This window comes from Saccharopolyspora endophytica, from assembly GCF_018070075.1.
In the GTDB taxonomy this organism is placed as follows: Bacteria; Actinomycetota; Actinomycetes; order Mycobacteriales; family Pseudonocardiaceae; genus Saccharopolyspora; species Saccharopolyspora endophytica.
In genome coordinates, this window is sequence record NZ_JAGPXE010000007.1 from 36,445 (window position 1) to 60,790 (window position 24,346).

Genomic DNA, 24,346 nt, shown 5'->3' on the forward strand with positions numbered 1-24,346 from the left:
GCCTATGGGGCCTATGCGGGTGAAACCGTTCCTTCGGTTTCACCGCAATTAAGAATCGATACCGGGCTTGTGCGCTCGGTCCGCGGGCGTTCCGGATTCCGGGACGCCCGCTCGCTTTTCCCCGGAAAGTCGGTGGAGCAGCGGACGCACTCTCGGCGGAACGGGCGTGGACAACGCGATGGACGTCGAAGTGCGCCGAACTCCGGGCACTCCGACGACCTCGTCGATCACGCGCTGCAGATCGTCGTTGGACCGGGCGACCATGCGCACGAACAGGTCTCCCTGGCCGGTGGTCGCGTGCACCTCGCAGACCTCGTCGATGGCGGCCAGCTGCTCGGAGACGAGCCCGCGGTGCCCCTGCGTGATCTCCAGGACCGCGAAGGCCGTCAGCCCGTAGCCCATCGCCGCAAGGTCCAGCTCGGGCGGGAACCCCTGCAGGACGCCGCGCTCGACGAGCCGGTCCAGCCTGGCCTGGACGGTGCCGCGCGCGACGCCGAGCCGGCGCGAGCACTCCAGCACGCCCAGCCGCGGCTCGTCGGAGAGCAGCAGCAGCAACCGGGCGTCCAGTTCGTCGGGACCGCTGGTGGCAGGCACGTGAGCGCTCCTCTCAGCGTCGGGCGAGGATCGTGTGCCCGGCGGCTTCGAGCTGGGCGACGACGTACTCGCGGTGCTCCTGACCTCGCGTTTCCAGCGAGACCTCGACGTCGACCTCGCCGAGCGCGAGCGCACCCGAGATGCGCGAGTGCTCGATGTCGATGACGTTGGCGTTGAGCTCGCCGAGCTGCGCGAGCAGGCCCGCCAGCGACCCGGGCCGGTCGGGCAGCCGGACGCTCAGCGACAGGTAGCGACCCGCCGAGGTCATGCCGTGCTGGATGAGCTGGAGCAGCAGCAGCGGGTCGATGTTGCCGCCGGAGACCACCGCGGCGGTCGGTGACACGACCTGCTCGGGGTGCTCCAGCAATGCCGCGACGGCGGCGACACCGGCGGGCTCGACGACGAGCTTCGCCCGCTCCAGGCACAGCAGCAGCGCGCGGGACAGCGACTCCTCGCTGACCGTGAGGACCCCGTCGACCAGCTCCGACACGTGCGCGAACGGCACCGCGCCCGGTTCGCCCACGGCGATCCCGTCGGCCATCGTCTGGGTGTCGGTCAGCGGGACGGGCTTGCCCGCGGCCAGCGAGGGCGGCCACGCGGCGGCCTGCTCGGCCTGCACCGCCAGCACCCTCACGTCGGGGCGCGTCGCCTTCACCGCGGCGGCCACGCCCGCGACCAGCCCTCCCCCACCGGTCGGCACGAGGATCGTGCGCACCTCGGGCAGCTGCTCCAGGATCTCCAGACCGACCGTTCCCTGACCTGCGACGATGTCCGGGTGGTCGAAGGGGTGGATGAACTCGGCGCCGGTCCGCTCGGCGTGCTCCTTGGCCGCCGCGAGGGTTTCGGCGAGCACCGCGCCGTGCAGCGTGACCTGGGCGCCGTAGGACTTGGTCGCGGCCAGCTTCGGCAGCGGTGCGCGTTCGGGCATGTAGACGGTGGCGGGGATGCCCAGCAGGTGCGCTGCGAGCGCGACGCCCTGGGCGTGGTTGCCGGCGCTGGCGGCCACCACCCCGGCCGCGCGGCGCTCGGCGTTGAGCCCGAGCAGCCGGACGTAGGCGCCCCTGAGCTTGAACGAGCCGGTGCGCTGCAGGTTCTCGCACTTGAGGTGGACTTCGCCGCCGGTGTACTCGCCGAGCACTCGGGAGTGCTCCATCGGGGTCCGCCGGGCCACCTTGGCGAGCAGGGCGTCCGCTTCGCGGATTCGGTCGAGGTCGACGAGCTGCATGGGCCAATCGTGCCACCGCTGATCTACGGGTACTAGGCGTGCGCCGAAGTCCCGTCGCGCAGGAGCGGCGGCGCTCACCGGAGGGCACGATGGCTCTGCTGCTTTCGAAACCGACCTCGGCGCGGCACGTTCGGTACGCTCAGTGGGCAGCACGGTCACCGAGCGCGAGGCGCGCACCGACACACCGCCTGGAGGGCAGCATGGCGCAGCCGAGCAACGGCGTGTTCCCGCTGCTCGTCGGCATGATCACCGCGGCGACGCTGTCCGGTGCGGCGGTCCTGGTGGTGCTCAACTCCGGCTGCGAGGACCCGGGCTCCTACCACGAGCACGACGGGGTCGTGGAGCTCATCGGCGGCTGCCTGCGGCCCAGCGACCTGCCGGTCGCCCCGCGCGAGACGGCCGAACCGCCGTCCCCGGGCAGCTCGGACCCGTTCGTGGCCCGGTGACGGTCGTGCCCGGGAAGGGTTCCGGGCACGACCGCCCACGTGATCAGCCGAGCGCGGCCAGCAGGTCCTCGACGAGGTCGTCGGCCTCTTCGATGCCCACCGACAGGCGGACCAGGTCCGACGGGACCTGCAGCATCGAACCCGCCGTGCTCGCGTGCGTCATCCGGCCCGGGTGCTCGATCAGCGACTCGACGCCGCCGAGGGACTCGGCGAGGGTGAACAGCCGCGTGCGGGAGCAGACGTCCAGGGCGGCCTGCTCACCGTCGGCGTGCAGGAACGAGACCATGCCGCCGAAGTGCTTCATCTGCTTGGCGGCGACCTCGTGCCCGGGGTGCTCGGGCAGGCCCGGGTAGAGGACCTTGGCGACCTTGGGGTGACCGCTCAGCGCCGCGACGATCCGCTCCGCGTTCACGCTGTGCCGCTCCATGCGCACCGCGAGCGTCTTGAGGCCGCGCATCGTCAGGAACGCGTCGAACGGGCCGGGCACCGCGCCCGCGCCGTTCTGCAGGAACGCCAGCTGCTCGGCCAGCTCGTCGTCGGAGGTGACCACCGCGCCGCCGACCACGTCGGAGTGCCCGCCGAGGTACTTGGTGGTCGAGTGGACCACCGCGGTCGCGCCGAGCTCCAGCGGCTGCTGCAGGAACGGCGAGGCGAAGGTGTTGTCCACGACGAGCTTCACGCCCGCGTCCGCGGAGACCTGCGCCAGCGCGGCGATGTCGCCGATGTTGAGCAGCGGGTTGGTCGGCGTCTCCAGCCAGACCAGCTTGGTGTTGTCCTGGATCGCCGCGCGCACGGCGTCGACGTCCGACACCGGAGCGGGCGTGTAGGAGATGCCCCAGCCGGAGAGCACCTTGTCGATCAGCCGGAAGGTGCCGCCGTAGGCGTCGTCCGGGATCACCAGGTGATCACCCGGGCGCAGCACGGACCGCAGCACCGCGTCGGTGGCGGCCATGCCGGAGGCGTAGGCGCGCGCGTGCCTGCCGTTCTCCAGCTCAGCCAGGCAGCGCTCCAGCGCGGTCCGGGTCGGGTTGCCGGTGCGGGAGTACTCGTAGCCCGAGCGCATCCCTCCGACGCCGTCCTGCGCGTAGGTCGAGGTGGCGTGGATGGGCACGATCACCGAACCGGTCGTCGGGTCTGCCTCCTGGCCCGCGTGAATCGCGCGGGTGGCGAAGCCGTCACTCATGTGGAGCAGCGTATTACTCCAGCGCCGATCCGCCGACCCGGGCCCGAAAAGCGAAGTGCCCCCGGACCTGGTCGGCCGGGGGCACTTCGACGCTGAGCTCAGCTCACCACTGCGGGGGCTGCGGGGGCTGGCCGGGCTGCTGCGGGTAGCCGCCCTGCTGCGGGAAGCCACCGGACTGCGGGTAGCCCTGCGGGGGCTGCTGCTGGCCGTAGCCCTGCTGCGGGGGCTGCTGACCGTAGCCCTGCTGGGGCTGACCGAACTGCTGCGGCGGTGCGGGCTGGCCGAACTGCTGCGGCGGCTGCTGCTGGCCGAAGCCCTGCTGGCCGTAGCCGCCCTGCGGCTGGCCGTACCCACCGGCCTGCGGCGCCGGAGCGCCGGAACCGGCGTTGGCCCACTCGCGGACCGCGGGCAGGAACGCCAGCACGGCGAGAGCGATGCCGAAGAGGACGCCCAACCAACCGGTGATTCCGCTCGGCATCATGATCAGCTGGATGATGGCGACGACGACGCCGACGGCCGCGGCACCACCGATCATCATCGCGCCGAGGGCACGCCGTTTGAGCAGCAGGACACCACCGACCGCGTAGGCGATGGACAGCAGCATGCTGACGACGACCAGGACGTACAGCAAGCCCACCGGCGGGACGTCCACGCCGAGCTCCGCGGCCTGCGAGGACATCGCCGACAGCGCCGCGAGACCTGCGAAGCTGAAGAACCCGCCGAGAATTCCCAGAACACCGAGGACGATACCCAGGATGGCGCACACCTTGGCGAGCTGCGGGTTGCCCGCCTCGCCCTGGCCCGGGAAGCCGCCGGCCTGCGGGGGCGGGAAACCGCCCTGGGCCTGCGGAGCCGGGAAGCCGCCGCCGGGAGTGCCCGGCTGCTGCGGCGGCTGCGCGGGGAATCCGCCGGGCTGGCTCTGCGTGCCGGGCTGCTGGTACATCGGCTGCGGCGGCTGCATCGACGGCGGCACCATGGCCGTCGCGTCCGCACCGCCCTGCTGCTGACCACCGAGGCCCGGCTGCTGGTACATCGGCTGCGGCGGCTGCATCGACGGCGGCACCACCTGGGTGGAGTCACCGCCCTGCGGCTGGCCTGCGGGCCGGACGACCTGCGTCGCCTCCGACGGAGGCTGCTGCCCCTGCGACTGGACGGGCCGGACGACCTGGGTCGAGTCACCGCCCGCCTGGTTCTCGTCCTGGGGGTCCATCCGGTTCGAGATCGGATCCGAACCCTGCTGACCGCCGTCCGGCGGCTGCGGAGAGCTCATCGGGTACTACTCCCTTGCGGCGTCCAAAGTCCTGGGCATACTTCGGCCCTACGCTATCTGATCAGGCCAGAGCGCAGTGGTGTTTCAGCACCAACTCGTCATCGACCCGCGATGAATCCGAGCACATCCTGGCGGGTCACGACGCCGGCGGGCTTGCCGTCGATGAGCACCATCGCACCGTCCGCACCGGTCAGCGCCGACATCGCCGAGCTGATCTCCTCACCAGCACCGATGGTCGGCAGCGGCGGCGACATGTGCTGCTCGACGGTGTCGGCGAGGTTCGCGCGGCCCGCGAACAGCGCGTCCAGCAGGTCCCGCTCGTTGACCGCGCCCGCGATCTCGGCGGCCATGATCGGCGGCTCGGCGCGCACGACCGGCATCTGCGAGACGCCGAACTCGCGCAGGATCGCCACGGCCTCCGCGACGGTCTCGCTCGGGTGGGTGTGCACCAGCTCGGGAACCGTGCCGTCCTTGCGGCGCAGCACGTCGCCCACGGTGCCGCCGGCGGCGTCGGGCGAGAGGAAGCCGTAGGAGGCCATCCAGGAGTCGTTGAAGATCTTGCCGAGGTAGCCGCGACCGCCGTCGGGCAGCAGCACCACGATCACGTCGTCCGGGCTCGCGGTCTCGGCGATCTTGAGCGCCGCGGCGACCGCCATGCCGCAGGAACCGCCGACCAGCAGCGCTTCCTCGTTGGCCAGGCGGCGGGTCATCTGGAAGGACTCGGCGTCGGAGATCGGCACGATCTCGTCGCAGATCCCGTTGTCGTAGGTGGACGGCCAGAAGTCCTCACCGACGCCTTCGACCAGGTAGGGACGGCCGTGACCGCCGGAGTACACCGAGCCCTCCGGGTCCGCACCGATGACCTTGACCTTGCCGCCGGAGACCTTCTTGAGGTACTCGCCGGTGCCGGAGATGGTGCCGCCGGTGCCGATGCCGGCGACGAAGTGCGTCACCTTGCCCTCGGTCTGCTCCCAGATCTCCGGGCCCGTGGAGTGCACGTGGGACTCGGGGTTCTGCGGGTTGGCGTACTGGTTGGGCTTCCAGGCGCCGTCGATCTCCTCGACCAGGCGGTCGGAGACGCTGTAGTAGGACTCCGGGTGCTCGGGCTCCACGGCGGTCGGGCACACCACGACCTCGGCGCCGTAGGCCTTGAGGACGTTGCGCTTGTCCTCGCTGACCTTGTCCGGGCAGACGAACACGCAGCGGTAACCCCTGCGCTGGGCGACCATGGCGAGCCCGACCCCGGTGTTGCCCGAGGTCGGTTCCACGATCGTGCCGCCTGGCTTGAGCTCGCCGGAAGCCTCCGCGGCTTCGATCATGCGCAGCGCGATGCGGTCCTTCACGCTGCCGCCGGGATTGAGGTACTCCACCTTCGCCAGCACCGGGGTCTTGCCGGTGGCCACCGCGTTCAGCCGGACCAGCGGAGTGTTGCCCACCAGTTCGGTGACGTGCTCGACGTAGTCCACGCCTCGTCCTCAGTCGTCGGTCGGTCCCGCCCGGCGGGTCTCCGGCGCGGGTGTGATGCCGAGCGTAATCGCCTGTTCAGGCGCTAACCCAAGGGACCTTCCGGACGACACACGGTCAGGGAAGTTTTTTCGGCTCGGTGGCGTCTATCCAGTAGCGGGGTGTAGGCGTTTCGCCGAGCGCATCCCTGGTGCGACGGGTCTACATTCCCAGTCCCCGGGGTGGTGTGGAGGGAGGGGCCGAGATGATCGCGACGAAGGCTTTGCGGCTCGCACTGCTGGCCGCAGGTACCGCGGGTGGCCTGTCCGGAGCGGCCTACGGCTTGCTCAACGGTCAGGCCGGGCACGCGCGAAGGGTCATCGGACCGCCGATCGCCGAGCCGCTGCGCGCCGACGGCGTGCACCTGCCCACCGGTGTCGGCCCGGTGCCGCGCAGCGAGGTCCCCGAGGGCGTCCGGCCGCTGGAGATGGCGGTGCTCGGGGATTCCTCAGCGGCGGGGCTGGGAGCGAACTTCCCGAGCGAGCTGCCCGGCGTCCGGGTGGCGCAGGGCTTGGCCGAGGAGCTGGACGGGCCGGTCGCGCTGACCACGCACGCCATCGTCGGCGCGACGACGCGGGAGCTGTCCGCGCAGGTCGACGCGGCTCTGCGGCAGCCCCCGGAGGCGGTGCTGATCATCATCGGCGCCAACGACGTGACCTCGAAGCTGCCGGTCTCGCGGTGCGCGGAGCTGCTCGCCGAGCAGGTCCGGCGGCTGGTCGAGGCGGACGTGAAGGTCGTCGTGGGCACGTGCCCGGACCTCGGTTCGATCCGGCCGATCCCGCAGCCTCTGCGCTCGGTGGCCAGCCGCTGGAGCATCGCGCTGGCTCGCGCGCAGCGCCGCAGCGTGGAGACCGCCGGCGGATACGCGGTCCCGCTCGCCGACCTGCTCTCACCGGAGTTCCTGACCCGGCCGGCGGAGTTCTTCAGCCCGGACCGGTTCCACCCGTCCGGCGCGGGCTACGAGGCCGCCGCGGAGATCCTGCTCCCGGTGATGTGCATGGCCATCGGCGCCTGGCAGGGCGGCCCGCTGCCGCCGGCCCCGACCCGATCGGAAACGGCGGAGGCCCGCCGTCCCACCAGCCGCATCGTCGCCCACCTCAACCGCCGCCTCCACCACCACAACCCGGGCCGCGGCCTGAGCTGACCGGATTCCAGTGGAAATCGGATTCCTGGTTTCCACTGAAATCCGGCACCGGACTTTCGCTGAAATCGGGCCAAGCTGGGTACCGACTGGTCGGTACGGGGGTTGTCGGTGAGTGGCGTCACCGCCAAGATGGTCTCAACGCCCTTAAAGTGACTCGTCAGTAACGAACTTTCGCGCCCCGGCGAACGAAGGAGTTCCCCCATGCCCGAAGCAGTCATCGTCTCCGCCGCGCGGTCCCCGATCGGGCGCGCCGGCAAGGGATCGCTCAAGGACATCCGTCCGGACGACCTGACAGCCCAGATCATCAAGGCCGCCCTGGACAAGGTCCCCGAGCTCAACCCCGCCGACATCGACGACCTGATGCTGGGCTGCGGTCTGCCCGGCGGCGAGCAGGGCTTCAACATGGCCCGCGTGGTCGCCGTGGAGCTCGGCTACGACCAGCTGCCCGGCACCACCATCACCCGCTACTGCTCGTCGAGCCTGCAGACCACCCGGATGGCGCTGCACGCCATCAAGGCCGGCGAGGGCGACGTGTTCATCAGCGCCGGTGTCGAAGCGGTGTCGCGCTTCGCCAAGGGCTCCTCCGACTCGCTGCCGGACACCCACAACCCGATCTTCGCCGACGCCGAGGCCCGCACCCAGCAGACCGCCGAGCAGGGCGCGGAGAACTGGACCGACCCGCGCGAGCTCGACCTCGTGCCGGACGTCTACATCCCGATGGGGCAGACCGCGGAGAACCTCGCGCGCCTCAAGGGCGTCACCCGCGACGAGATGGACGACTTCGGCGTCCGCTCGCAGAACCTCGCCGAGAAGGCCATCGCCAACGGCTTCTGGTCCCGCGAGATCACCCCGGTCACCACCCCGGACGGCACCGTCGTCTCCGCCGACGACGGCCCGCGCGCGGGCGTGACCAAGGAGGGCGTGGCCGGCCTCAAGCCCGTGTTCCGCCCCGACGGCCGGATCACCGCCGCCAACTGCTGCCCGCTCAACGACGGCGCCGCGGCGCTGGTCATCATGAGCGACACCAAGGCCAAGGAGCTCGGGCTGACCCCGCTGGCTCGCGTGGTGTCGACCGGCGTGTCCGGCCTGTCGCCCGAGATCATGGGCCTGGGCCCGGTGGAGGCCTCCAAGCAGGCCCTCAAGCGCGCGGGCATGAGCATCGACGACATCGACCTCGTGGAGATCAACGAGGCCTTCGCCGCGCAGGTCATCCCGTCCTACAAGGACCTGGGCATCCCGCTGGAGAAGCTGAACGTCAACGGTGGCGCGATCGCCGTCGGCCACCCCTTCGGCATGACCGGTGCCCGCATCACCACGACGCTCATCAACTCCCTCCAGTTCCACGACAAGCAGTTCGGTCTGGAGACCATGTGCGTCGGCGGCGGCCAGGGCATGGCCATGGTCCTCGAACGCCTCAGCTGAGCTTGACGTGAAGATGGCCGCCACTCCCGAGGAGTGGCGGCCATCTTCACGTCAGTCAAGCGGCGTCAGCCGCTTTCTCACTACCCACCTGAGCAACTCGCACCGCCGCGGGTTCTGAGCGCTTCCGTGGCGAGGACGCCGCGACGCCGTGTATTGGCATACATCAGGAGTGGCGCCCGGAGTCCACGGGAGCGCTCAGGTTCCGCTACCGGCACCGCTGAGCAGCTGTTCCACCAACAACGCTTCTAGTCGCTGCTGGAGAAGTAGGACAGCAGGCGGAGGATCTCGAGGTACAGCCAGACCAGGGTGGTCATCAGGCCGAAGGCGATGTACCAGGCGAACTTGGCGTCCACACCGCTGCGGATCGCCTTGTCGGCGGCGTCGAAGTCCAGCAGGAAGCTGAACGCCGCGATGCCGATGCACAGCAGGCTGAAGCCGATGCCCAGCATGCCGCCCTCGCGCAGGCCCAGACCGCCCGGCATGAAGAAGCTGGCGACCAGGTTGACCAGCATCAGCACTGCCGCACCCGCGACCGCGCCGATGATCCACTTGGTCAGCTTCGGCGTCACCCGGATCGCGCCGGTCTTGTAGACGACCAGCATCGCGGCGAAGACACCGAGGGTGCCCACGATCGCCTGCATGATCATGCCCAGGTTGAACTGCGACGCGAACAGGTAGCTGATGCCACCGAGGAACACGCCCTCCAGCGCCGAGTAGGCCACGACCAGAGCGGGCCGGACCTTCTTGGTGAAGACGATGACCAGGGAGATCACCAGGGCGACCAGAGCCGCGGGCAGCGCCAGAATCACCGCGGGCGGGCCGGCCAGGAAGGTCAGCGTCGCGGTGATCACCGCCAGCACGAGCGTGATCGCGGTCTTGGTGACCACGTCGTCGATCGTCATCGGTCGCGCGGCCTGCGGCGGAGCAGCCGGCGCCTGGCCGTAGGACGACTGCTGTCCCTGGCCGTAGTTGAAGTTCGCGTAGCCACCGGCCATTTCCGGCAGCTTGCGGAACGCGGGGTTGCTCGTTGTGCGCAACTCATCCTCCTGGGCGTTCTTGCGCCGTCTCCAGATCCAACGACCGGCGGTCCCGATCGGTTCCCGGTTCGGTAAAACCGGACTTTACCGGACGCGAAAGGCCGGTGGTCACAAGATCCACCGGCCTTTGCTCACACGTTGTCTAACGCCTCTTCTTGGCTCTGGACGCCTGCTTACCAGGGCGGTTCTTCGGCTGGCTCTTCTTCCCGCCGGGCTTGCCGCCTGGCCGCTGACCAGGTGCGGGCTTGGACGGCTTGGCCTCGGTCGCGGTGGCCGTGGCGGCCTCGCCCTCCTCCGAGGAGGCCTCGGCCTTGGCGTCGCGGACGGGCTTCTGCCCCGGCTTGGGACGAGGCGTGGCCTTCTTCGCCTCGATCTCCTTCTGCCGCTCGCGCTCCTGCTCGGCGTCGATCTTCTTGGTCAGGAAGTGCTGCTGACCCAGCGTCCAGACGTTGTTGGCCAGCCAGTACAGCAGGACGGCGATCGGCAGGAACCAGCCGGAGACGATCGCACCGATCGGCGCGATGTACATCATGAACTTGGCCATCATCGCCGACTGCGGGTTGGCCATCGAGGCGTCCGTCTGCTTCTTCACCGACAGCCGCATGGTGAAGTAGGTGGCGACCGAGGCGATCAGCATCAGCGGGATGCCGACGATCATCATCGAGGTCCGGTCGGTGCCGAACAGCGCCAGTTCCGACGCGGGCTGGGTGATCCAGTTCGACAGCTTCGCGCCGAAGATGTCGGCCTGGATGAACGAGTCGACGCCCGCCTTGTCGAAGATGAAGTTGCTCTGCGCGCCCGGGTGGAAGTTCCGCAGCACGTGGAACAGGCTCAGGAAGACCGGGATCTGCAGCAGCGCGGGCAGGCAGCCGCCGAGCGGGTTGACCCCGTGCTCGGACTGGAGCTTCTGCATCTCCTGCGCCATGCGCTGGCGGTCGTTCTTGTACTTCTCGCGCAGCTTCTGGATGTGCGGCGCGAACTTGGCCATCTTGCGGCCCGCGCGCATCTGGCTCAGCGCGGGCTTGATGAGGACCACGCGCAGCGTGAAGACCAGGAAGAACACGGCCAGGGCCCAGGCGAAGCCGTTGTCCGGGCCGAGCACGGTGCCGAAGACCTTGTGCCAGAACCACAAGATCGCCGATACCGGGTAGAGGATGAAGGAGAAGAAACTTTCCACTCAGCTACTCCTGGTCATGGGCCGCTGGGGGCGAGCGCCCGACGTCGTTTTCATCCGGCGCAACCCGGGCCGTACGTGCGCGGCTGAACCCGCCTGAAACGCAGGTCCGGCCAGTTCAAGGGTGCCATGCCCGGACGCCGGACGGCTGTCGCCCCCTGGCAGTCCACCGCGACCGAGCCCGATCACGGAACGTTTTCCCTGGTCACGCGGACAGGTGACGTGAGCAATACCGGACCCGGTGCAGGCCGGGTCCGGTTCAACCCAGCGTCACCGCCGCAGCGCTCGGGCGATGATCCGACCGGCGAACAGGTAGATCAGCGCAGCCAGTCCGTAGTTGAGCACCAGGCCGATCGTCGCGTCACCCGGGGTGAACACGTCGCCGAGGCCGAGCACGAAGAACTTCGCGGTGCCGTAGGTGAAGGCGACGAAGTCGTTGTCCTGGTTCGCGCCGGTCACCGAGAAGATGATGTGCAGCACGAACACCAGCGCGATCAGCGCGCTGAGCACCTGGACCGTGCGGCCGATGGCGTCCGCGCTGGGCCCGCGGAACCCGTCCCGGTCGCGCCGGTCGTAGTCGCGATCGCGGTCCCGCTCGCGGCGGTCGTAGTCGTCGCGGTACCGGTCGCGCTCAGGCTCGCGGTAGTCGTACCTGTCGTCGTAGCGGTCGTCCCGGTAGCCGTAGGGGTCGGCGTACGGGTCGTCCCGGTAGCCGTCGACTCGCTGGTCGATGCGGGTCTCGGGGTACGGGTTGTTCACCGGCGGCTGGTAGCCGGGCACTCCGCCCGCCGGCGGCTGCTGGGGCGGCATCGGCTGCTGGGGCGGCATGGGCTGCCCGCCCATCGGCGGCTGAGCCGGCGGACCGGGCTGGTACCCCGGAGGCACCTGCTGCGGAGGTCCGGGCGGCATCTGCCCCGGCGGAACCTGCTGCGGCCTCGGCTGACCGCCCGGCGGTGGTCCCGGCGGGCCGGGAGGCGGTCCGGGCTGCTGAGGGCCGCCTTGCGGCGGTCCCGGCTGCTGCGGTCCCTGCTGCCCCGGTCCCGGCCGTCCGGCCCGGGGGTCTCGCTCGTAGGCCATGAGGGCGCATTGTCGCTGTTGACCCGGCCGGGGCGAAACCCCCGCGGGGTAATCGCCACCCCACCGCGTCCTGATCGAGCGTCGAGCGCAGCCGGGCGTTCACCGAACCGAAACCGGAACGCCACCGCGTCCAGCACGAAAAGCCTTCACCAACAAGCCGAACCGCGAAGATCACCCGAACGAGGTGCCCGAAATGCGCGGATGAAGGAGGTGCGAGCGGAGATGACCCGTTAGATTGGAAAAGTGCCCCCGGTCGGGTTCGAACCGACACTCTGACGATTTTAAGTCGTCTGCCTCTGCCAATTGGGCTACGGGGGCCAGCCTTGATACCGGCACGTGTGCCGGTTCGCCACTACGACGCGGCGAGACCGCCTAAGGTTCCCGCGCGCGGGCAGATTCCACACCCTCGTGATCTGGTCACCAGCTGCCCCATTCACCCACCGCCGCCGACTCCGCCAGCTCGTCGAACCGCGAGCGGACCCAGTCGTGCACCGCCCCCGAGACGTCCTTGCTGTCGGCGCGCTGCTCGAACCAACGCCAGTCGCAGTTGACGTTGACCTCCAGGAAAACCCACTCGTCACCCACCCGCAGCAGGTCGAAGCCCGCCACGTCCAGCTGCCAGCGCTCGCACAGGCGCAGCAGCCGTTCGGCCAGGTCGCCCGGCACGTCCACGGGCTCCACCACGACCGATTCGGGGTCGACCCACAGCTGAGCCGGGTCGAGCTTGTTCACCCGGAAGGCGATCGCGCGCTCCCCCACCACGAACACCCGCAGCTCCTCGTCGGCGTCGAGGTACTGCTGGACGAGCACGGGAGCCGGCTCCCGCGCGTCACCACCGGTGCGGCGGATGTCCAACGGCTGCGGGAAGAGCCCGCGCAGCGCTCCCGGTTCGGGTTCGAGCATGTGGTGACCTGCGGTTTTGACGATGCACTGCGCGCCACCGGGGCGGCTGCGCCCGGGCATCGTGGTCACGGAGGTGCGCGGCACGCGCAGGCCGACCGACGCCGCGCCCTGAAGCTGCGTCAGCCGGTCGAGCACTCCTCCGGACGGCCCCGTGTTCACCTGGTCCCAATCGTCCCTCGTGGTCAGCCAGTTGCCGACCGCGTGCCACTGCTCACGAACATAGGCCCCGTAGACCGTTGCGGGATCAACGGGTACGGCGGTCATGTCGAAGTGTCGCCGCCAGATCAGTACCGGGCGCAAGAGCCAGCGGTGGAATTCGATCAGAGGAGTATCGGCGTGCACCGTCAGTGGCAGGTCCAGGCAGCGGTCCGCGTCGATGCGCACCATGCGGACGTCGTGCTCGGCCAGCGCGAGGGAGAGCTCGTTCATCTCCATGTCGGTGGCGCGGGAGAGCACGAGCACGCAGGGCACCGGGTCGCCGGGCTCCTCCTCGACGAGGCCCGCCTGGTACATGCGTTCCTGGAAGTCCAGCGGAGTGCCGGGCGCGCGGACGAAGTAGTCCTGTCCTTGCAGCAGCACCGGCGTCGGGCGGAGCTCCGGCTCGGCCCGTTCCCCCTGGTCAGCGGGCCGGTCATCGGCCGCGCTCATGATCAGTCGTCCTTCTTCCGGAACACCTTCGACGCTTCGGCGTAGTCCGCTTCGAAATCCGCGATCGGGCCGTCCTGCGCTTCCCCACTGCGCAAGATCGCCGCCAGTTCTTTCAGCGTCAAGGGATTCACCCCTTCCCCCGTGTGACGCATCCTTTCAGGTGAAGACCCGAAGTGAGTCTTCGTTTTCCCGCTACTGATTGTCAAGGATAGCGGGGTCCTTGTCCACCGCTTGGACGAGGATCTTGGAAACATGGAGGCCGCGCGTCATCGTCGACGCGCGGCCTGAGTGTCATTCGGCTCGGTGTGGCGTCAGCTCGCGGCGGCCCGCTCGAAGGCAGCCCGCGGGTTCTCGATCTGACCCATGGACACGGCTTCCCGCTTGAACAGGAAGGCCAACGTCCAGTCGATGACGATCCGCATCTTCCGGTTGAACGTGGGCATCCGGCTCACGTGGTAGCTGCGGTGCATGAACCAGGCGACGAAGCCCTTGGCCTTGAAGCCGTAGACGTCCGCGACACCCTTGTACAGACCCAGACCGGCGACCGATCCGGCGTACGCGTGGCGGTACTCCTTGGTCGGCTTGCCGCGCAGGGTAGCCAGCACGTTCTTGGCGAGCTGGTCGGCCTGGCGGACCGCGTGCTGCGCGGACGGGGCGCAGGTCGCGGCCGGGTCCTCGTCGGTCTTGGACAGGTCCGGCACCGCGGCGACGTCACCGGCGGCCCAGACCCCGGGCAGACCCTCGACCTGCATGTGCGCCGAGGCCTTGACGCGGCCTCGCTCGTCCAGCGGCAGGTCGCTGTTCTTGACCACCGGGTTGGCCTTCACACCCGCGTTCCACACCAGCGTGTCGGTGTCGAACTCCGTGCCGTCGGACAGGACCGCGTGACCACCCTCGACAGACTTCAGGAAGGTGTTCAGGTAGACCTTGATGCCCCGCTCTTCGAGGGCCTTGACCACGTAGACGCCCATCTTCTCGCTGACCTCGGGCATCACTCGGCCGGCGGCTTCGACGAGCACCCAGGACATGTCGTCCGGGCTCACGTTCTGGTAGTCACGGCTCGCGTAGCGGGCCATGTCCTCCAGCTCGGCCAGCGCCTCGACGCCCGCGAACCCGCCACCGACGAAGGTGAAGGTGAGCAGCCGCTTGCGCAGCTCCTGGTCGTCGGTGTTGGCCGCGGCGTCCATCTTGGCCAGCACGTGGTTGCGCAGGTACGTCGCTTCGCCCACGGTCTTGAGCCCGATGCCTTCCTCGGCGAGGCCGGGGATCGGCAGCAGCCGGGAAACCGAGCCCAGCGCCACGACGAGCACGTCGTAGGCGAGCGTCTCGGTTCCGCTCTGCGGGTTCTCGATCGTGACGAGCTTGTCGTCGTGCTTGATCTCGGTGACAGATGCGGTGATCACATGGCACCGCTTCAACACTCGTCGCAGTGGCGCTACCACGTGGCGGGGTTCAACCGAACCCGCGGCCGCTTCCGGTAGGAAGGGCTGGTAGGTCATGTGCGGCTGAGGATCGACGACCGTCACGGATGCCTCACGACGCCCCAGCTTCTTCTGCAGCTGAAGTGCCGTGTACATGCCGACGTAACCGCCGCCGAGGATGAGAATCCGCGTGGGATCGGATTTACCAGCCATGACTTTATGGTCGCACCACATACCGTGACCGCGCTGCAGCTACCCCCCTTAATGTGACGCCAGTCGCGAGTGGCATCGATCACGATCAACGCGCGGTAGGCGACCATACGCGCTGCGTACGCGCTCTGTAACGAACAAGCGCGGAGGGCGACATCGACCAGACGTCGCCTCTGGTGTCAGGGGGTCTGGTTGCGCTCACCCTACCGAATCTCCGGCGAGAGGCGCCAAGCCCGCACCATTTCTTGATCAAGTTGACCTCGACCTGCGTCGACGCGTCACAAAGCGGCAACACCCCGGAAATCCTGCGTGTCGATCAGGCTTCCCGGGCGATCCGCTCCAGCCGGTCGCGGTGATCGCGCCACTGCTGCCGGTCGTCGGTGGTCATGTTGTCGTTGCCCCGTCCGCGGCCGACGGCCCCGTCGATGAGTTCCCGGACGATGTCGAGATGGCCCGCGTGCCTGCCGGTCTCCTGGATCATGTGCACGAGGATCCGGTGCAGCGTGACGTCGCCGCTCGACCACCAGGGCACCGTTCCCCGCGAGTCGAGGTCCAGGGCCTCGATCGTGGTGTCCGCGTGCGCGCAGGCGCGGTGGTACAGGTCGAGCACCCACGCGCTCGACTCGTCCGCGGCGGCCCACAGGTCGGCGTTGAACTCGGCGCCCGGCTCCATCCACGGCGTCGGGACCCCCGACGGGCGCCCGAAGACGTCCCCGAAGTAGCCCAGCTCCATCGTCGCCAGGTGCTTGACCACGCCCAGCACGTTGGTCCCGGTCGGCGTCATCGGCCGCCGCAGGTCGTACTCGGAAAGTCCCTCCACCTTCCACAGCACGGCCTCCCGGCCTTCTCGCACGTAGTGCTGCAAAGCCGCCTTCTCATCGGTCATGGCGCCAAAACTCCCACACCCCACCGACGTTCACCGGCCGTCCGAACCCGCAGGGCTCACCCCGCGGTGCCGGGGTCTCGGCGGTAGGTGGCCGGGGAGGTGCCGACGACCTGGGTGAAGGCGCGGGTCAGGTGGGCCTGGTCGCTGAAGCCGAGCTCGGCGGCGAGTTCGGACCAGTCGACCGGCTCGCCGGAGTGAGCTGCCGCAGTGGCGTCGAGGATGCGGGAGCGCTGGATGACCCACTTCGGGCCGATGCCGACGTGATCGGCGAAGAGCCGCTGGAGGCTGCGCAGGCTGAGCCCGGCGAGCTGGGCGAGCTGTTCGGCGCGCACGATGTCGGGCCGCCGTTGGGCCTCGTTGACCAGATCGGTCGCTTCGCGGCCGGTGGGATCGGGTTCGGGTTCGCAGGCCAGCAGGTAGGCGTCGAGGACCGGGACGATCTCGGCGGTTTCGCTGGTGGCCAGGATCTGCTCGGCCGCGGCGCGGTCGTCGTGGCCGAGGACGTCCTCGGCGGTCCGGACGGTTCCCGAGATCGCTCCGACGCTGCCCTTCAGCAGCGCCCGGAACCCGCCGGGGTGGAAAGCCGCGCCGAGCACGTGCCCGGCACCGGTCAGGGTCCGGAAGAACGGTTCGCGGGAGACCCCGTGAACGAAGAGCCTGCCGTCCTCCGCCGCGACGTGGACCCGCGGCTGCGGCACCACCTGCTGCCGGTGCGGATCGGTGACGTTCCAGCGGACGAGCCAGTGGTAGTCGACGAACTCGGCCAGCGCAGCATCCGGTTCGAGGCGTTCCACCTCGAACGCCCGCTCCCCCGCCTTCGGGCGCACGATCGCCTCGGGCCGCCCGGCTTTCGACATGGGCTCAGCGTAAGCCGTCGCGTTTGTTCAAGACCGGCGAAACGACCCGACCTAGCGTCGAGGGCATGACCTACCAGCACAAAGCCGCCGCTCGCTTCACCGTCACCGCGTGGTCGGAACACCTCGTCGTCGACATCGACGGCGAAGGGACGAAGGCCGGCGACGCCTACTACCCGAACCGGGGCATCACCCGCGCCGAGGTCCAGTACACCTACACCGGGGAGATCGAGGGAACGAGCACCCTGACGTACCTGATCGCCTACAAGGCCGACGCGGCACCGATCCTCTGCTTCGAGCGGTTCGAAGGCTCCATCGCAGGTCACGAAGGCACCTGCGTCTTCCAGCACACCGGCACCCAGGACAAGACCTCGGTCTCCGCGCACCTCCAGGTCGTCCCGGGCATGGGCACCGGCGGCCTCGAAACCCTCCGAGGCGAAGCCGACGTCGCCATCGCAGGCCACACCGACAACGGCTACGAACTCACCCTCACGTACTCCGTGGGCTGAGGTTTGACCCGAACCGTCCAGAAGCACAAAAAGACCCGGCCCCTCGCAAGCGAGAGAACCGGGTTGAGCATGGCTGTGGTGCGAGCGAGGACTGAGCGAAGCCGGTCTGGCCGACGAGGTCGCGACGGCATCGTTTCTCTCATTCGAGCTCTGCCAGGTGCTTCGCTCGTTGGAAGACCTCTCGGAGCATCGCCGGCGTCAGTCTTCCTGTGAAGGTGTTCTGCTGGCTGACGTGGTAGCAGCCGAGGAGGTGGAGCGGGGGTCCTCCGTCGGTGGCGGGGAGTTCGGCGTGGGCGAGGTGGCCGAACTTGGGTCTGGGGCGGGGGACCTGCCAGACGGCGTCGGCGAGGACCGGTAGGAGGGATTGCCAGCCGAAGCCTCCGAGGACCACGACGACTCGGAGGGTCGGGCGCAGCAGGTCCAGCTCGCGGACCAGCCAGGGGCGGCAGGTGTCGCGTTCGGCCGGGGTGGGTTTGTTGGCCGGTGGGGCGCAGTGGACCGGGGCCGTGATGCGGGTGTGGTGCAGCCGCAGGCCGTCGTGCAGCGAGACCGACTCCGGCTGGGAGGCCAGGCCGACGTCGTGGAGCGCTTGGAAGAGGACGTCGCCGGAGCGGTCGCCGGTGAACATCCGGCCGGTGCGGTTGCCGCCGTGGGCGGCGGGGGCGAGACCGACGATCGCGATCTCCGCGTCGGGCGGGCCGAAACCGGGAACCGGGCGGCCCCAGTAGTCCTCGTCGCGGAAGGCGGCGCGCTTGACGCGGGCGACCTCCTCGCGCCAGTCGACCAGGCGGGGGCAGGCCGTGCAGCGGCCGACCAGTTCGTCCAGCTCCGCCAGGTCGCCCGCGCCAGGGGCCGCGTCGGCGGGTTCTCCGGCCGGGTCGGTGATCAACTCCGAGGGGTTCTCCACCCCGCAAAACTGACAGAAAACGCCTCTCGTGGCACGTAATGTGGGCGGCATGGCAGACGAGAAGGCCGACGAGGCGACGCAGCAGGACACCACCCCCGCCGAGCCGGTGGACGATCTGGTCAGCACGCACCACGCGATCACCGTGGACGGCACCGAGCTGTCCTACACCGCGACCACGGGACGCGTCGTGCTGCGCGACGAGGTCTACACCGACGGCAAGTTCGACGGGCACAAGGCCAAGGCCGAGGTCTTCCTGACCTCCTACGTCCTCGACGCCGCTCCGGACAGCAACCGCCCGGTGACCTTCGCCTTCAACGGCGGCCCGGGTTCGGCGAGCGTGTGGCTGCACCTCGGCGTGCTGGGCCCGCGCCGCGTCCTGTCCGGCGATGCCGGGGACCTCGCCCCGCCGCCCTACGGGCTCGCCGACAACCCCGAGACGCTGCTCAAGCACAGCGACCTGGTGTTCATCGACCCCGTCTCCACCGGCTACTCGCGGGCGATCGAAGGCGGGAAGCCCGGTGACTTCCACGGTTTCCAGGGCGACGTCGAGTCGATCGCCGAGGTCATCCGGCTGTGGACGACCCGCAACAGCCGGTGGATGTCGCCGAAGTACCTCGCAGGCGAGTCCTACGGGACGCTGCGCGCGGCGGCGCTGGCCGACCACCTCCAGTCGCGGCACGGGCTGTACCCGAACGGGCTGCTGCTGATCTCGTCCGTGCTGGACATGGGCACGATCCGGTTCACCGAGGGCAACGACCTGCCGTACTCGCTGTACCTGCCGACCTACGCGGCCATCGCCCACCACCACGGCAAGCACGGCGACCGCCCGCTGCGCGACGTCCTCGACGAGGCCGAGAAGTTCGCCGCCGGGGACTACGCGTGGGCGCTGGCGCGAGGCGCTCGGCTGACCGCCGAGGAGCGGGCCGACGTGGTGCGCAAGGTCGCCGAGCTGTCGGGCCTGTCCGAGGACTACGTGGACCGCGTCAACCTGCGCATCGAGCACGTCCGGTTCTTCACCGAGCTGCTGCGCGACGAGCGCAAGACCGTCGGCCGGATGGACGGGCGGTTCACCGGCTGGGAGCCCGACGCCGCGGTGGAGCGCTTCACCGACGACCCGAGCATCTCCGGCATCCGCGGCGCCTACTCGGCGGCCATCAACCACTACCTGCGCGAAGAGCTCGACTACCGCAGCGACCTGCCCTACGAGACCCTGACCGGCCGGGTGCAGCCCTGGTCGTACAAGGAGTTCGAGGGCGCGGCGGTGTCCGTCGTGGACCGGCTCGGTGCGGCGATGCAGGCCAACCCGCACCTGCGGGTGCACGTGGGCTGCGGCTACACCGACGGCGCCACGCCGTACTTCGCCGCCGAGCACGTCCTGGCGCGGTTGCCCGTCCCGGAGGAGCTGCGGGAGAACATCGACGTCCGCTACTACCCGGCGGGTCACATGATGTACGTCCACGAGCCGTCCCGGATCCAGCAGTCCGACGACCTCGCCACCTTCATCACCCGCTCCTAGCGGAAACCCCGGCCGGGCGTGTCTGCGCAGCTCAGGAGCACGCTCGGCTCGGGGGATTCGAATTTCGCGCGAAATTCGAGCCCGAACTTTCGCACTCGAATTTCGCGCGAAATTCGAATCGCCTGCCCCGCGACCGCCGGATTCTCGAAATTTCGGTGCGCCACGGCGGTTGCTTGCGATTGACACCGCGCGGCGGTGGGCGACACTGAGCACGTGGTCAAGACGCTGCACCCGCAGAACTACGCCGACGTCTACTACGTGGGCGACTACTACCGCCAGGGCAACGCAGTCCTCATGGACCTCACCGACGTCCGGGGTCCCGAGGCGACCCAGCTCGTCGACTTCGCGGCCGGCCTGGTCGTGGCCCGCGGCGGAGACATGCAGCGGGTCGCCCCGAAGGTCTTCCTCCTCAGCCACCCCGAGCAGCCGGAACGCTGATCCGGCGCGCGAAAAGGGCGCCCCCACCCGAGTTCGGTGAGGGCGCCCGGTTCTCGTGCGGCATCAGACCACGACGTGCGGGATCTCCTCCGCGAAGTGGCAGGCCGACGGGTGAGAACCCGTGCGGACCTCCAGTTCGGGGGCCTTCTCGGCGCAGATGTCCTGGGCCTTCCAGCAGCGGGTGCGGAAGCGGCAGCCCGACGGCGGGTTGGCCGGGCTGGGGACGTCGCCGGTGAGTCGGATGACCTCGCGCTTGCCGCGCAGGGTCGGGTCCGGCACCGGAACGGCCGACAGCAGGGCCTGGGTGTACGGGTGCTGCGGGTGCTCGTAGATGTCGTCCTCGGTGCCGATCTCGGCGATCTTGCCGAGGTACATCACCGCGACCCGGTCCGACAGGTGCCGGACCACGCCCAGGTCGTGGGCGATGAACACGTACGACAGCCCGAACTCGTCCTGCAGGTCGCCCAGCAGGTTCATCACCTGAGCCTGGATCGACACGTCCAGCGCCGACACCGGCTCGTCGCAGACGATCACCTTCGGCTTGAGCGCCAGCGCGCGGGCGATGCCGATGCGCTGCCGCTGGCCGCCGGAGAACTGGTGCGGGTAGCGGTGGATGTGCTCGGGGTTGAGGCCCACGACGTCCAGCAGCTCCTGCACCTTGCGCCGCCGCTCGCCCTTCGGCGCCACCTCGGGGTGGATCTCGAAGGGCTCGCCGACGATGTCGCCGACGGTGCGCCGCGGGTTCAGCGAGGTGTAGGGGTCCTGCAGCACGATCTGCATGTTCCGGCGCAGCTTGCGCAGTTCCGAGCCGCGCATCTTGAAGATGTCGCGACCTTCGAACAGCGCGGTGCCGCTGGTGGGGTTCTCCAACCGCATCAGCACCTGCGCCAGCGTCGACTTGCCGCAGCCCGACTCACCGACGATGCCGAGGGTTTCACCGCGCTGCAGGTCGAAGGACACGCCGTCGACCGCCCGCACGTGCCCGACCGTGCGACGCGGGAGGCCCGCGCGCACCGGGAAGTGCTTGACCAGGTCCTGGACCTGGAGGATCGGCTCAGCCACGGCTCATCATCTCCTCCGCGAAGTGGCAGGCGCTGACGCGGCCCAACCCGAGGTTGTGATCGGTCGGCACCTCCGTGCGGCACTTGTCCTCGGCCCGCGAACAACGCGGGTGGAACGGGCATCCCGGCGGCACCGCCATGAGGTTCGGCGGCAGGCCCTTGATCGTCTCCAACTCCTGGCCCTTGAGGTCCAGGCGCGGGATCGACCGCATCAGACCGTCGGTGTAGGGGTGGCCCGGGGCCTTGTACAGCGAGTAGGCGTCGGCGGCCTCGACGATGCGGCCCGCGTACATCACCACGATCCGGTCCGCGACCTCGGCGACCACGCCCAGGTCGTGGGTGATGAGGATCAGGCCCATGCCGCGGTCCCGGCGGAGTTCGTCGAGCAGGTCCATGATCTGGGCCTGCACGGTGACGTCCAGCGCCGTGGTCGGTTCGTCGGCGATGAGCAGGTCCGGGTCCAGGGCCAGCGACATCGCGATCATCGCGCGCTGCCGCATGCCGCCGGAGAACTGGTGCGGGAACTCCTTCACGCGCTGCTTGGCGTTCGGGATCTTCACCTGGTCCAGCAGCTCCACGGCCCGGTTCGTGGCGTCCTTGCGGGACATGCCGCGCCGCGTCCGGAGCTGCTCGGCGATCTGGAACCCGACCGTGTAGACCGGGTTCAGCGCCGACAGCGCGTCCTGGAAGATCATCGCCATCGCGTCGCCGCGCAGCTCTCGCCTGCGCTCCTCGGTGGCGGTCAGCAGGTCCTCACCGCGGTAGCGGATCGCACCTCCGGTGATCGCCCCCGGCGGGACGTCCAGGATGCCCATCACGGTCTGCGCCGTGACGCTCTTGCCGGAACCGGACTCGCCCAGCACGGCGAGGGTTTCGCCGGCGTCGACGTGGTAGTTCACACCGTTGAGGACTTTCGCGACGCCGTCCCGGGTGCGGAACTCGACGTGCAGGTCCTCGACCTCCAGCAGACGTTCCGCCGAGGTCTCGTGTTTCGTTGCGGACACAGCGGTTTCTCCTACTTCTGCTTCGGGTCGAGCGCGTCGCGGACGGCGTCACCGAGCATCACGAACGCCAGGACCGTGACCACCAGGAAACCGGCCGGGAAGAACAGCAGGTGCGGGGCGGCCTGGATGTAGTTGCGCGAGTCGGAGATCATCACGCCCCACGACACGACCGGCTCGCGCAGGCCGATGCCCAGGAACGACAGCGTCGCCTCGGCACCGATGAACCCGCCGAGCGCGATGGTCGCGTAGACCATCACCGGCGCCAGGGTGTTGGGCAGCACGTGCCGCATGATGATCCGGGTCGGGCTCGCGCCCAGCGCGCGGGCCGCCTTGACGTAGTCCTGCTGCTTGGCCGCGATCGCCGCCGACCGCATGATGCGCATCGAGATCGGCCAGGACAGCACCGCGATCGTCACCACGACCTGGGTGATGATCCGGCTGCCGCTGGGGATCTTGATGTCGGCGTTGAACGTGGTCAGGATGACGATCGCGCCGAGCACGAACGGCAGGCCCATGAAGATCTCGGAGAACCGCGAGATCAGCGTGTCCACGATGCCGCCGAAGTACCCGGCGATGATGCCGATCAGGCCACCGAGCAGCACCGTCAGCAACGTCGCCGCCAGGCCCACCAGGATCGACGCGCGAGCGCCGATGATGGTCCTGGCGTAGAGGTCGCGGCCGAGGTTGTCGTAGCCGAACCACGCCTCCCCCGACGGGGTGTCGCGCGCCTTGGTCAGGTCCTGGAAGTTCGGATCCGCGCTCGTGAACAGCTGCGGGAACGCGGCGATGATCAGCAGCAGGAGGATGATCCCCGAGGCGATCAGGAACAGCGGACGCCGGCGCAGATCGCGCCACGCGTCGCTCCAGAGACCGCGAGGCTTCTCGTTCTTGGCCTGCTCGTTCTTCTCGTCCGCTCGTGGTGCCTCGGCCGCGGGGGTGGTGGTCGCGGCGAGGCCGGTGGTGGGGCGTGGGTCAGTCATATCGGATCCTCGGGTCGAGCACCGCGTAGAGAATGTCCACCAGCAGGTTCATCAGCAGGTAGACCAGCACCAGGACGGTGACGATCCCGGTCACCGTGGTGCCTTCCTGCGTCGTGATCGCCTTGTAGACCAGTCCGCCGATGCCGCGGACGTTGAACACGCCTTCGGTGACGATCGCACCACCCATCAGCGCGCCCAGGTCGGTGCCCAGGAACGTGACCACCGGGATCATGGAGTTGCGCAGCATGTGCACTCCGACGACGCGGCGGGGCGCGAGGCCCTTGGCGACAGCGGTGCGCACGAAGTCCGCGTGCTTGTTCTCCATCATGCTCGTCCGCGTCAGCCGCGAGACGTAGGCCATGGACAGGGATCCGAGGACGAACCCGGGGACGAGGAGTTCACCGATCGTGGGATCGGAGGAGACCGTGGTCTTGATCAGGCCCAGCTCGGAGCCGAGCACGATCTGCAGCACGAAACCGGTGACGAACACCGGCAGCGCGATCAGGAACAGGGTGGACACCAGCACCAGGTTGTCCAGGAAGCCGCGCCCGCGGAGGCCGGTCAGGACACCGGCGAGCAGACCGATGATGCCCTCGATGATCAGAGCGACGAGGGCGAGCCGGACGGTGACCGGATAGGCCTGTTCGAGCAGCGAGGAGATCGCCGTACCGGAGTAGGTCTCCCCGAAATCACCCGTCAGCAGGTTTCCCAGATATTTGAAGTACTGGATGATCAGCGGATCGTCCAGGTTGTACTTCTCCTGCATCTCCGCGATGTAGGCCGGAGGGCAGCCGCGGTCGCCGCACTTGCCCGCGAACGGGTCGCCGGGAATCGCCCACACCAGCAGGTAGATGATAAAAGTCGTCCCGATGAAAACCGGGATCAGTTGCAGCAACCGCCGCAACACGTAGCGACCCATCCGGGCCTCCTCCAT

The 24,346-nt window shown here is 69.2% G+C and carries 23 protein-coding genes and 1 tRNA gene; 6 read left to right on the plus strand and 18 right to left on the minus strand.

Features of this window, described 5'->3' with window-relative positions; all coding sequences use genetic code 11:
• Positions 1-48 precede the first annotated feature (48 nt).
• Positions 49-594 carry an Lrp/AsnC family transcriptional regulator gene (locus KBO27_RS17260; protein WP_307870462.1) on the minus strand — a complete coding sequence of 182 codons (546 nt, stop codon included), beginning with the start codon at positions 592-594 and terminating at the stop codon, positions 49-51.
• Positions 595-607: 13 nt separating this feature from the next.
• Positions 608-1,819 (minus strand): threonine ammonia-lyase, encoded by a 1,212-nt coding sequence (gene ilvA / locus KBO27_RS17265; protein ID WP_210971030.1) that lies wholly within the window; start codon positions 1,817-1,819, stop codon positions 608-610.
• Positions 1,820-2,019: 200 nt separating this feature from the next.
• Between ilvA and KBO27_RS17270 the strand changes: the two genes are divergently transcribed.
• Positions 2,020-2,265, plus strand: coding sequence for a hypothetical protein (locus tag KBO27_RS17270; RefSeq protein ID WP_210971031.1), 246 nt, complete (start codon positions 2,020-2,022; stop codon positions 2,263-2,265).
• Between the two features lie 43 nt (positions 2,266-2,308).
• Here the strand turns inward: KBO27_RS17270 and KBO27_RS17275 are convergent, their stop codons facing one another.
• The 3 genes from KBO27_RS17275 to KBO27_RS17285 form a co-directional block, all read right to left on the minus strand.
• Entirely contained in the window at positions 2,309-3,448 is a 1,140-nt protein-coding gene (locus KBO27_RS17275; RefSeq protein ID WP_210971032.1) for a cystathionine gamma-synthase, read from the minus strand.
• Positions 3,449-3,551: 103 nt separating this feature from the next.
• Positions 3,552-4,718 carry a hypothetical protein gene (locus tag KBO27_RS17280; RefSeq protein WP_210971033.1) on the minus strand — a complete coding sequence of 389 codons (1,167 nt, stop codon included), beginning with the start codon at positions 4,716-4,718 and terminating at the stop codon, positions 3,552-3,554.
• 98 nt (positions 4,719-4,816) lie between these two features.
• Positions 4,817-6,184, minus strand: coding sequence for a cystathionine beta-synthase (locus tag KBO27_RS17285; RefSeq protein WP_210971034.1), 1,368 nt, complete (start codon positions 6,182-6,184; stop codon positions 4,817-4,819).
• 242 nt (positions 6,185-6,426) lie between these two features.
• On the opposite strand from KBO27_RS17285, the gene KBO27_RS17290 reads away from it, so the two are divergent.
• Positions 6,427-7,365: an SGNH/GDSL hydrolase family protein gene (locus tag KBO27_RS17290; RefSeq protein WP_210971035.1), complete on the plus strand. Its 939-nt coding sequence runs from the start codon at positions 6,427-6,429 to the stop codon at positions 7,363-7,365.
• Between the two features lie 201 nt (positions 7,366-7,566).
• Positions 7,567-8,787, plus strand: coding sequence for an acetyl-CoA C-acetyltransferase (locus KBO27_RS17295; protein WP_210971036.1), 1,221 nt, complete (start codon positions 7,567-7,569; stop codon positions 8,785-8,787).
• A 245-nt stretch (positions 8,788-9,032) separates the two neighbouring features.
• Here KBO27_RS17295 and KBO27_RS17300 read toward each other — a convergent pair whose 3' ends face one another.
• From KBO27_RS17300 to KBO27_RS17335, 8 genes are all read right to left on the minus strand, one after another.
• Positions 9,033-9,824 carry a Bax inhibitor-1/YccA family protein gene (locus KBO27_RS17300; protein WP_210971037.1) on the minus strand — a complete coding sequence of 264 codons (792 nt, stop codon included), beginning with the start codon at positions 9,822-9,824 and terminating at the stop codon, positions 9,033-9,035.
• A 142-nt stretch (positions 9,825-9,966) separates the two neighbouring features.
• A complete protein-coding gene (gene yidC / locus KBO27_RS17305) occupies positions 9,967-11,001 on the minus strand; it encodes a membrane protein insertase YidC (RefSeq protein ID WP_210971038.1) in 1,035 nt (344 codons plus the stop codon).
• A gap of 267 nt (positions 11,002-11,268) precedes the next feature.
• The gene (locus tag KBO27_RS33735) at positions 11,269-12,075 is read right to left on the minus strand and encodes a hypothetical protein (RefSeq protein WP_246537498.1); all 807 of its coding nucleotides are present in this window, start codon (positions 12,073-12,075) and stop codon (positions 11,269-11,271) included.
• Between the two features lie 244 nt (positions 12,076-12,319).
• A tRNA-Leu gene (locus KBO27_RS17315) sits at positions 12,320-12,393 on the minus strand.
• 99 nt (positions 12,394-12,492) lie between these two features.
• On the minus strand, positions 12,493-13,626 hold the full coding sequence (locus KBO27_RS17320) for an ATP-grasp domain-containing protein (protein WP_210971039.1): 1,134 nt from the start codon (positions 13,624-13,626) through the stop codon (positions 12,493-12,495).
• A 311-nt stretch (positions 13,627-13,937) separates the two neighbouring features.
• Positions 13,938-15,260, minus strand: a complete 1,323-nt coding sequence (locus KBO27_RS17325; RefSeq protein WP_210971040.1) for an NAD(P)/FAD-dependent oxidoreductase — start codon at positions 15,258-15,260, stop codon at positions 13,938-13,940.
• A gap of 313 nt (positions 15,261-15,573) precedes the next feature.
• Positions 15,574-16,143 (minus strand): DinB family protein, encoded by a 570-nt coding sequence (locus tag KBO27_RS17330; RefSeq protein ID WP_210971041.1) that lies wholly within the window; start codon positions 16,141-16,143, stop codon positions 15,574-15,576.
• Positions 16,144-16,199: 56 nt separating this feature from the next.
• A complete protein-coding gene (locus KBO27_RS17335) occupies positions 16,200-17,000 on the minus strand; it encodes a helix-turn-helix domain-containing protein (RefSeq protein WP_210971042.1) in 801 nt (266 codons plus the stop codon).
• 65 nt (positions 17,001-17,065) lie between these two features.
• Here KBO27_RS17335 and KBO27_RS17340 point away from each other — a divergent pair, with 65 nt between their 5' ends.
• Complete coding sequence (locus KBO27_RS17340; RefSeq protein ID WP_210971043.1) at positions 17,066-17,506, plus strand: DUF3224 domain-containing protein; 441 nt, start codon at positions 17,066-17,068, stop codon at positions 17,504-17,506.
• 139 nt (positions 17,507-17,645) lie between these two features.
• Here KBO27_RS17340 and KBO27_RS17345 read toward each other — a convergent pair whose 3' ends face one another.
• The gene (locus KBO27_RS17345) at positions 17,646-18,392 is read right to left on the minus strand and encodes a uracil-DNA glycosylase (RefSeq protein WP_307870482.1); all 747 of its coding nucleotides are present in this window, start codon (positions 18,390-18,392) and stop codon (positions 17,646-17,648) included.
• Positions 18,393-18,462: 70 nt separating this feature from the next.
• Here KBO27_RS17345 and KBO27_RS17350 point away from each other — a divergent pair, with 70 nt between their 5' ends.
• Both KBO27_RS17350 and sepF read left to right on the plus strand, forming a co-directional pair.
• The gene (locus KBO27_RS17350) at positions 18,463-19,929 is read left to right on the plus strand and encodes a S10 family peptidase (protein ID WP_210971045.1); all 1,467 of its coding nucleotides are present in this window, start codon (positions 18,463-18,465) and stop codon (positions 19,927-19,929) included.
• Between the two features lie 195 nt (positions 19,930-20,124).
• Positions 20,125-20,367 carry a cell division protein SepF gene (gene sepF, locus KBO27_RS17355; RefSeq protein ID WP_210971046.1) on the plus strand — a complete coding sequence of 81 codons (243 nt, stop codon included), beginning with the start codon at positions 20,125-20,127 and terminating at the stop codon, positions 20,365-20,367.
• Positions 20,368-20,430: 63 nt separating this feature from the next.
• On the opposite strand, the gene KBO27_RS17360 is transcribed toward sepF, so the two are convergent.
• Genes KBO27_RS17360 through KBO27_RS17375 form a run of 4 tightly spaced genes read right to left on the minus strand, consistent with a single transcriptional unit; the run spans position 20,431 to position 24,331 of the window.
• Positions 20,431-21,429, minus strand: coding sequence for an ABC transporter ATP-binding protein (locus KBO27_RS17360; protein WP_210971047.1), 999 nt, complete (start codon positions 21,427-21,429; stop codon positions 20,431-20,433).
• Positions 21,422-22,432 (minus strand): ABC transporter ATP-binding protein, encoded by a 1,011-nt coding sequence (locus KBO27_RS17365; RefSeq protein ID WP_210971048.1) that lies wholly within the window; start codon positions 22,430-22,432, stop codon positions 21,422-21,424. The genes KBO27_RS17360 and KBO27_RS17365 overlap by 8 nt, the downstream gene beginning before the upstream one ends.
• A gap of 11 nt (positions 22,433-22,443) precedes the next feature.
• Entirely contained in the window at positions 22,444-23,412 is a 969-nt protein-coding gene (locus tag KBO27_RS17370) for an ABC transporter permease (RefSeq protein WP_210971049.1), read from the minus strand.
• Positions 23,405-24,331: an ABC transporter permease gene (locus KBO27_RS17375; protein WP_210971050.1), complete on the minus strand. Its 927-nt coding sequence runs from the start codon at positions 24,329-24,331 to the stop codon at positions 23,405-23,407. The genes KBO27_RS17370 and KBO27_RS17375 overlap by 8 nt, the downstream gene beginning before the upstream one ends.
• Between the last annotated feature and the right edge of the window lie 15 nt (positions 24,332-24,346).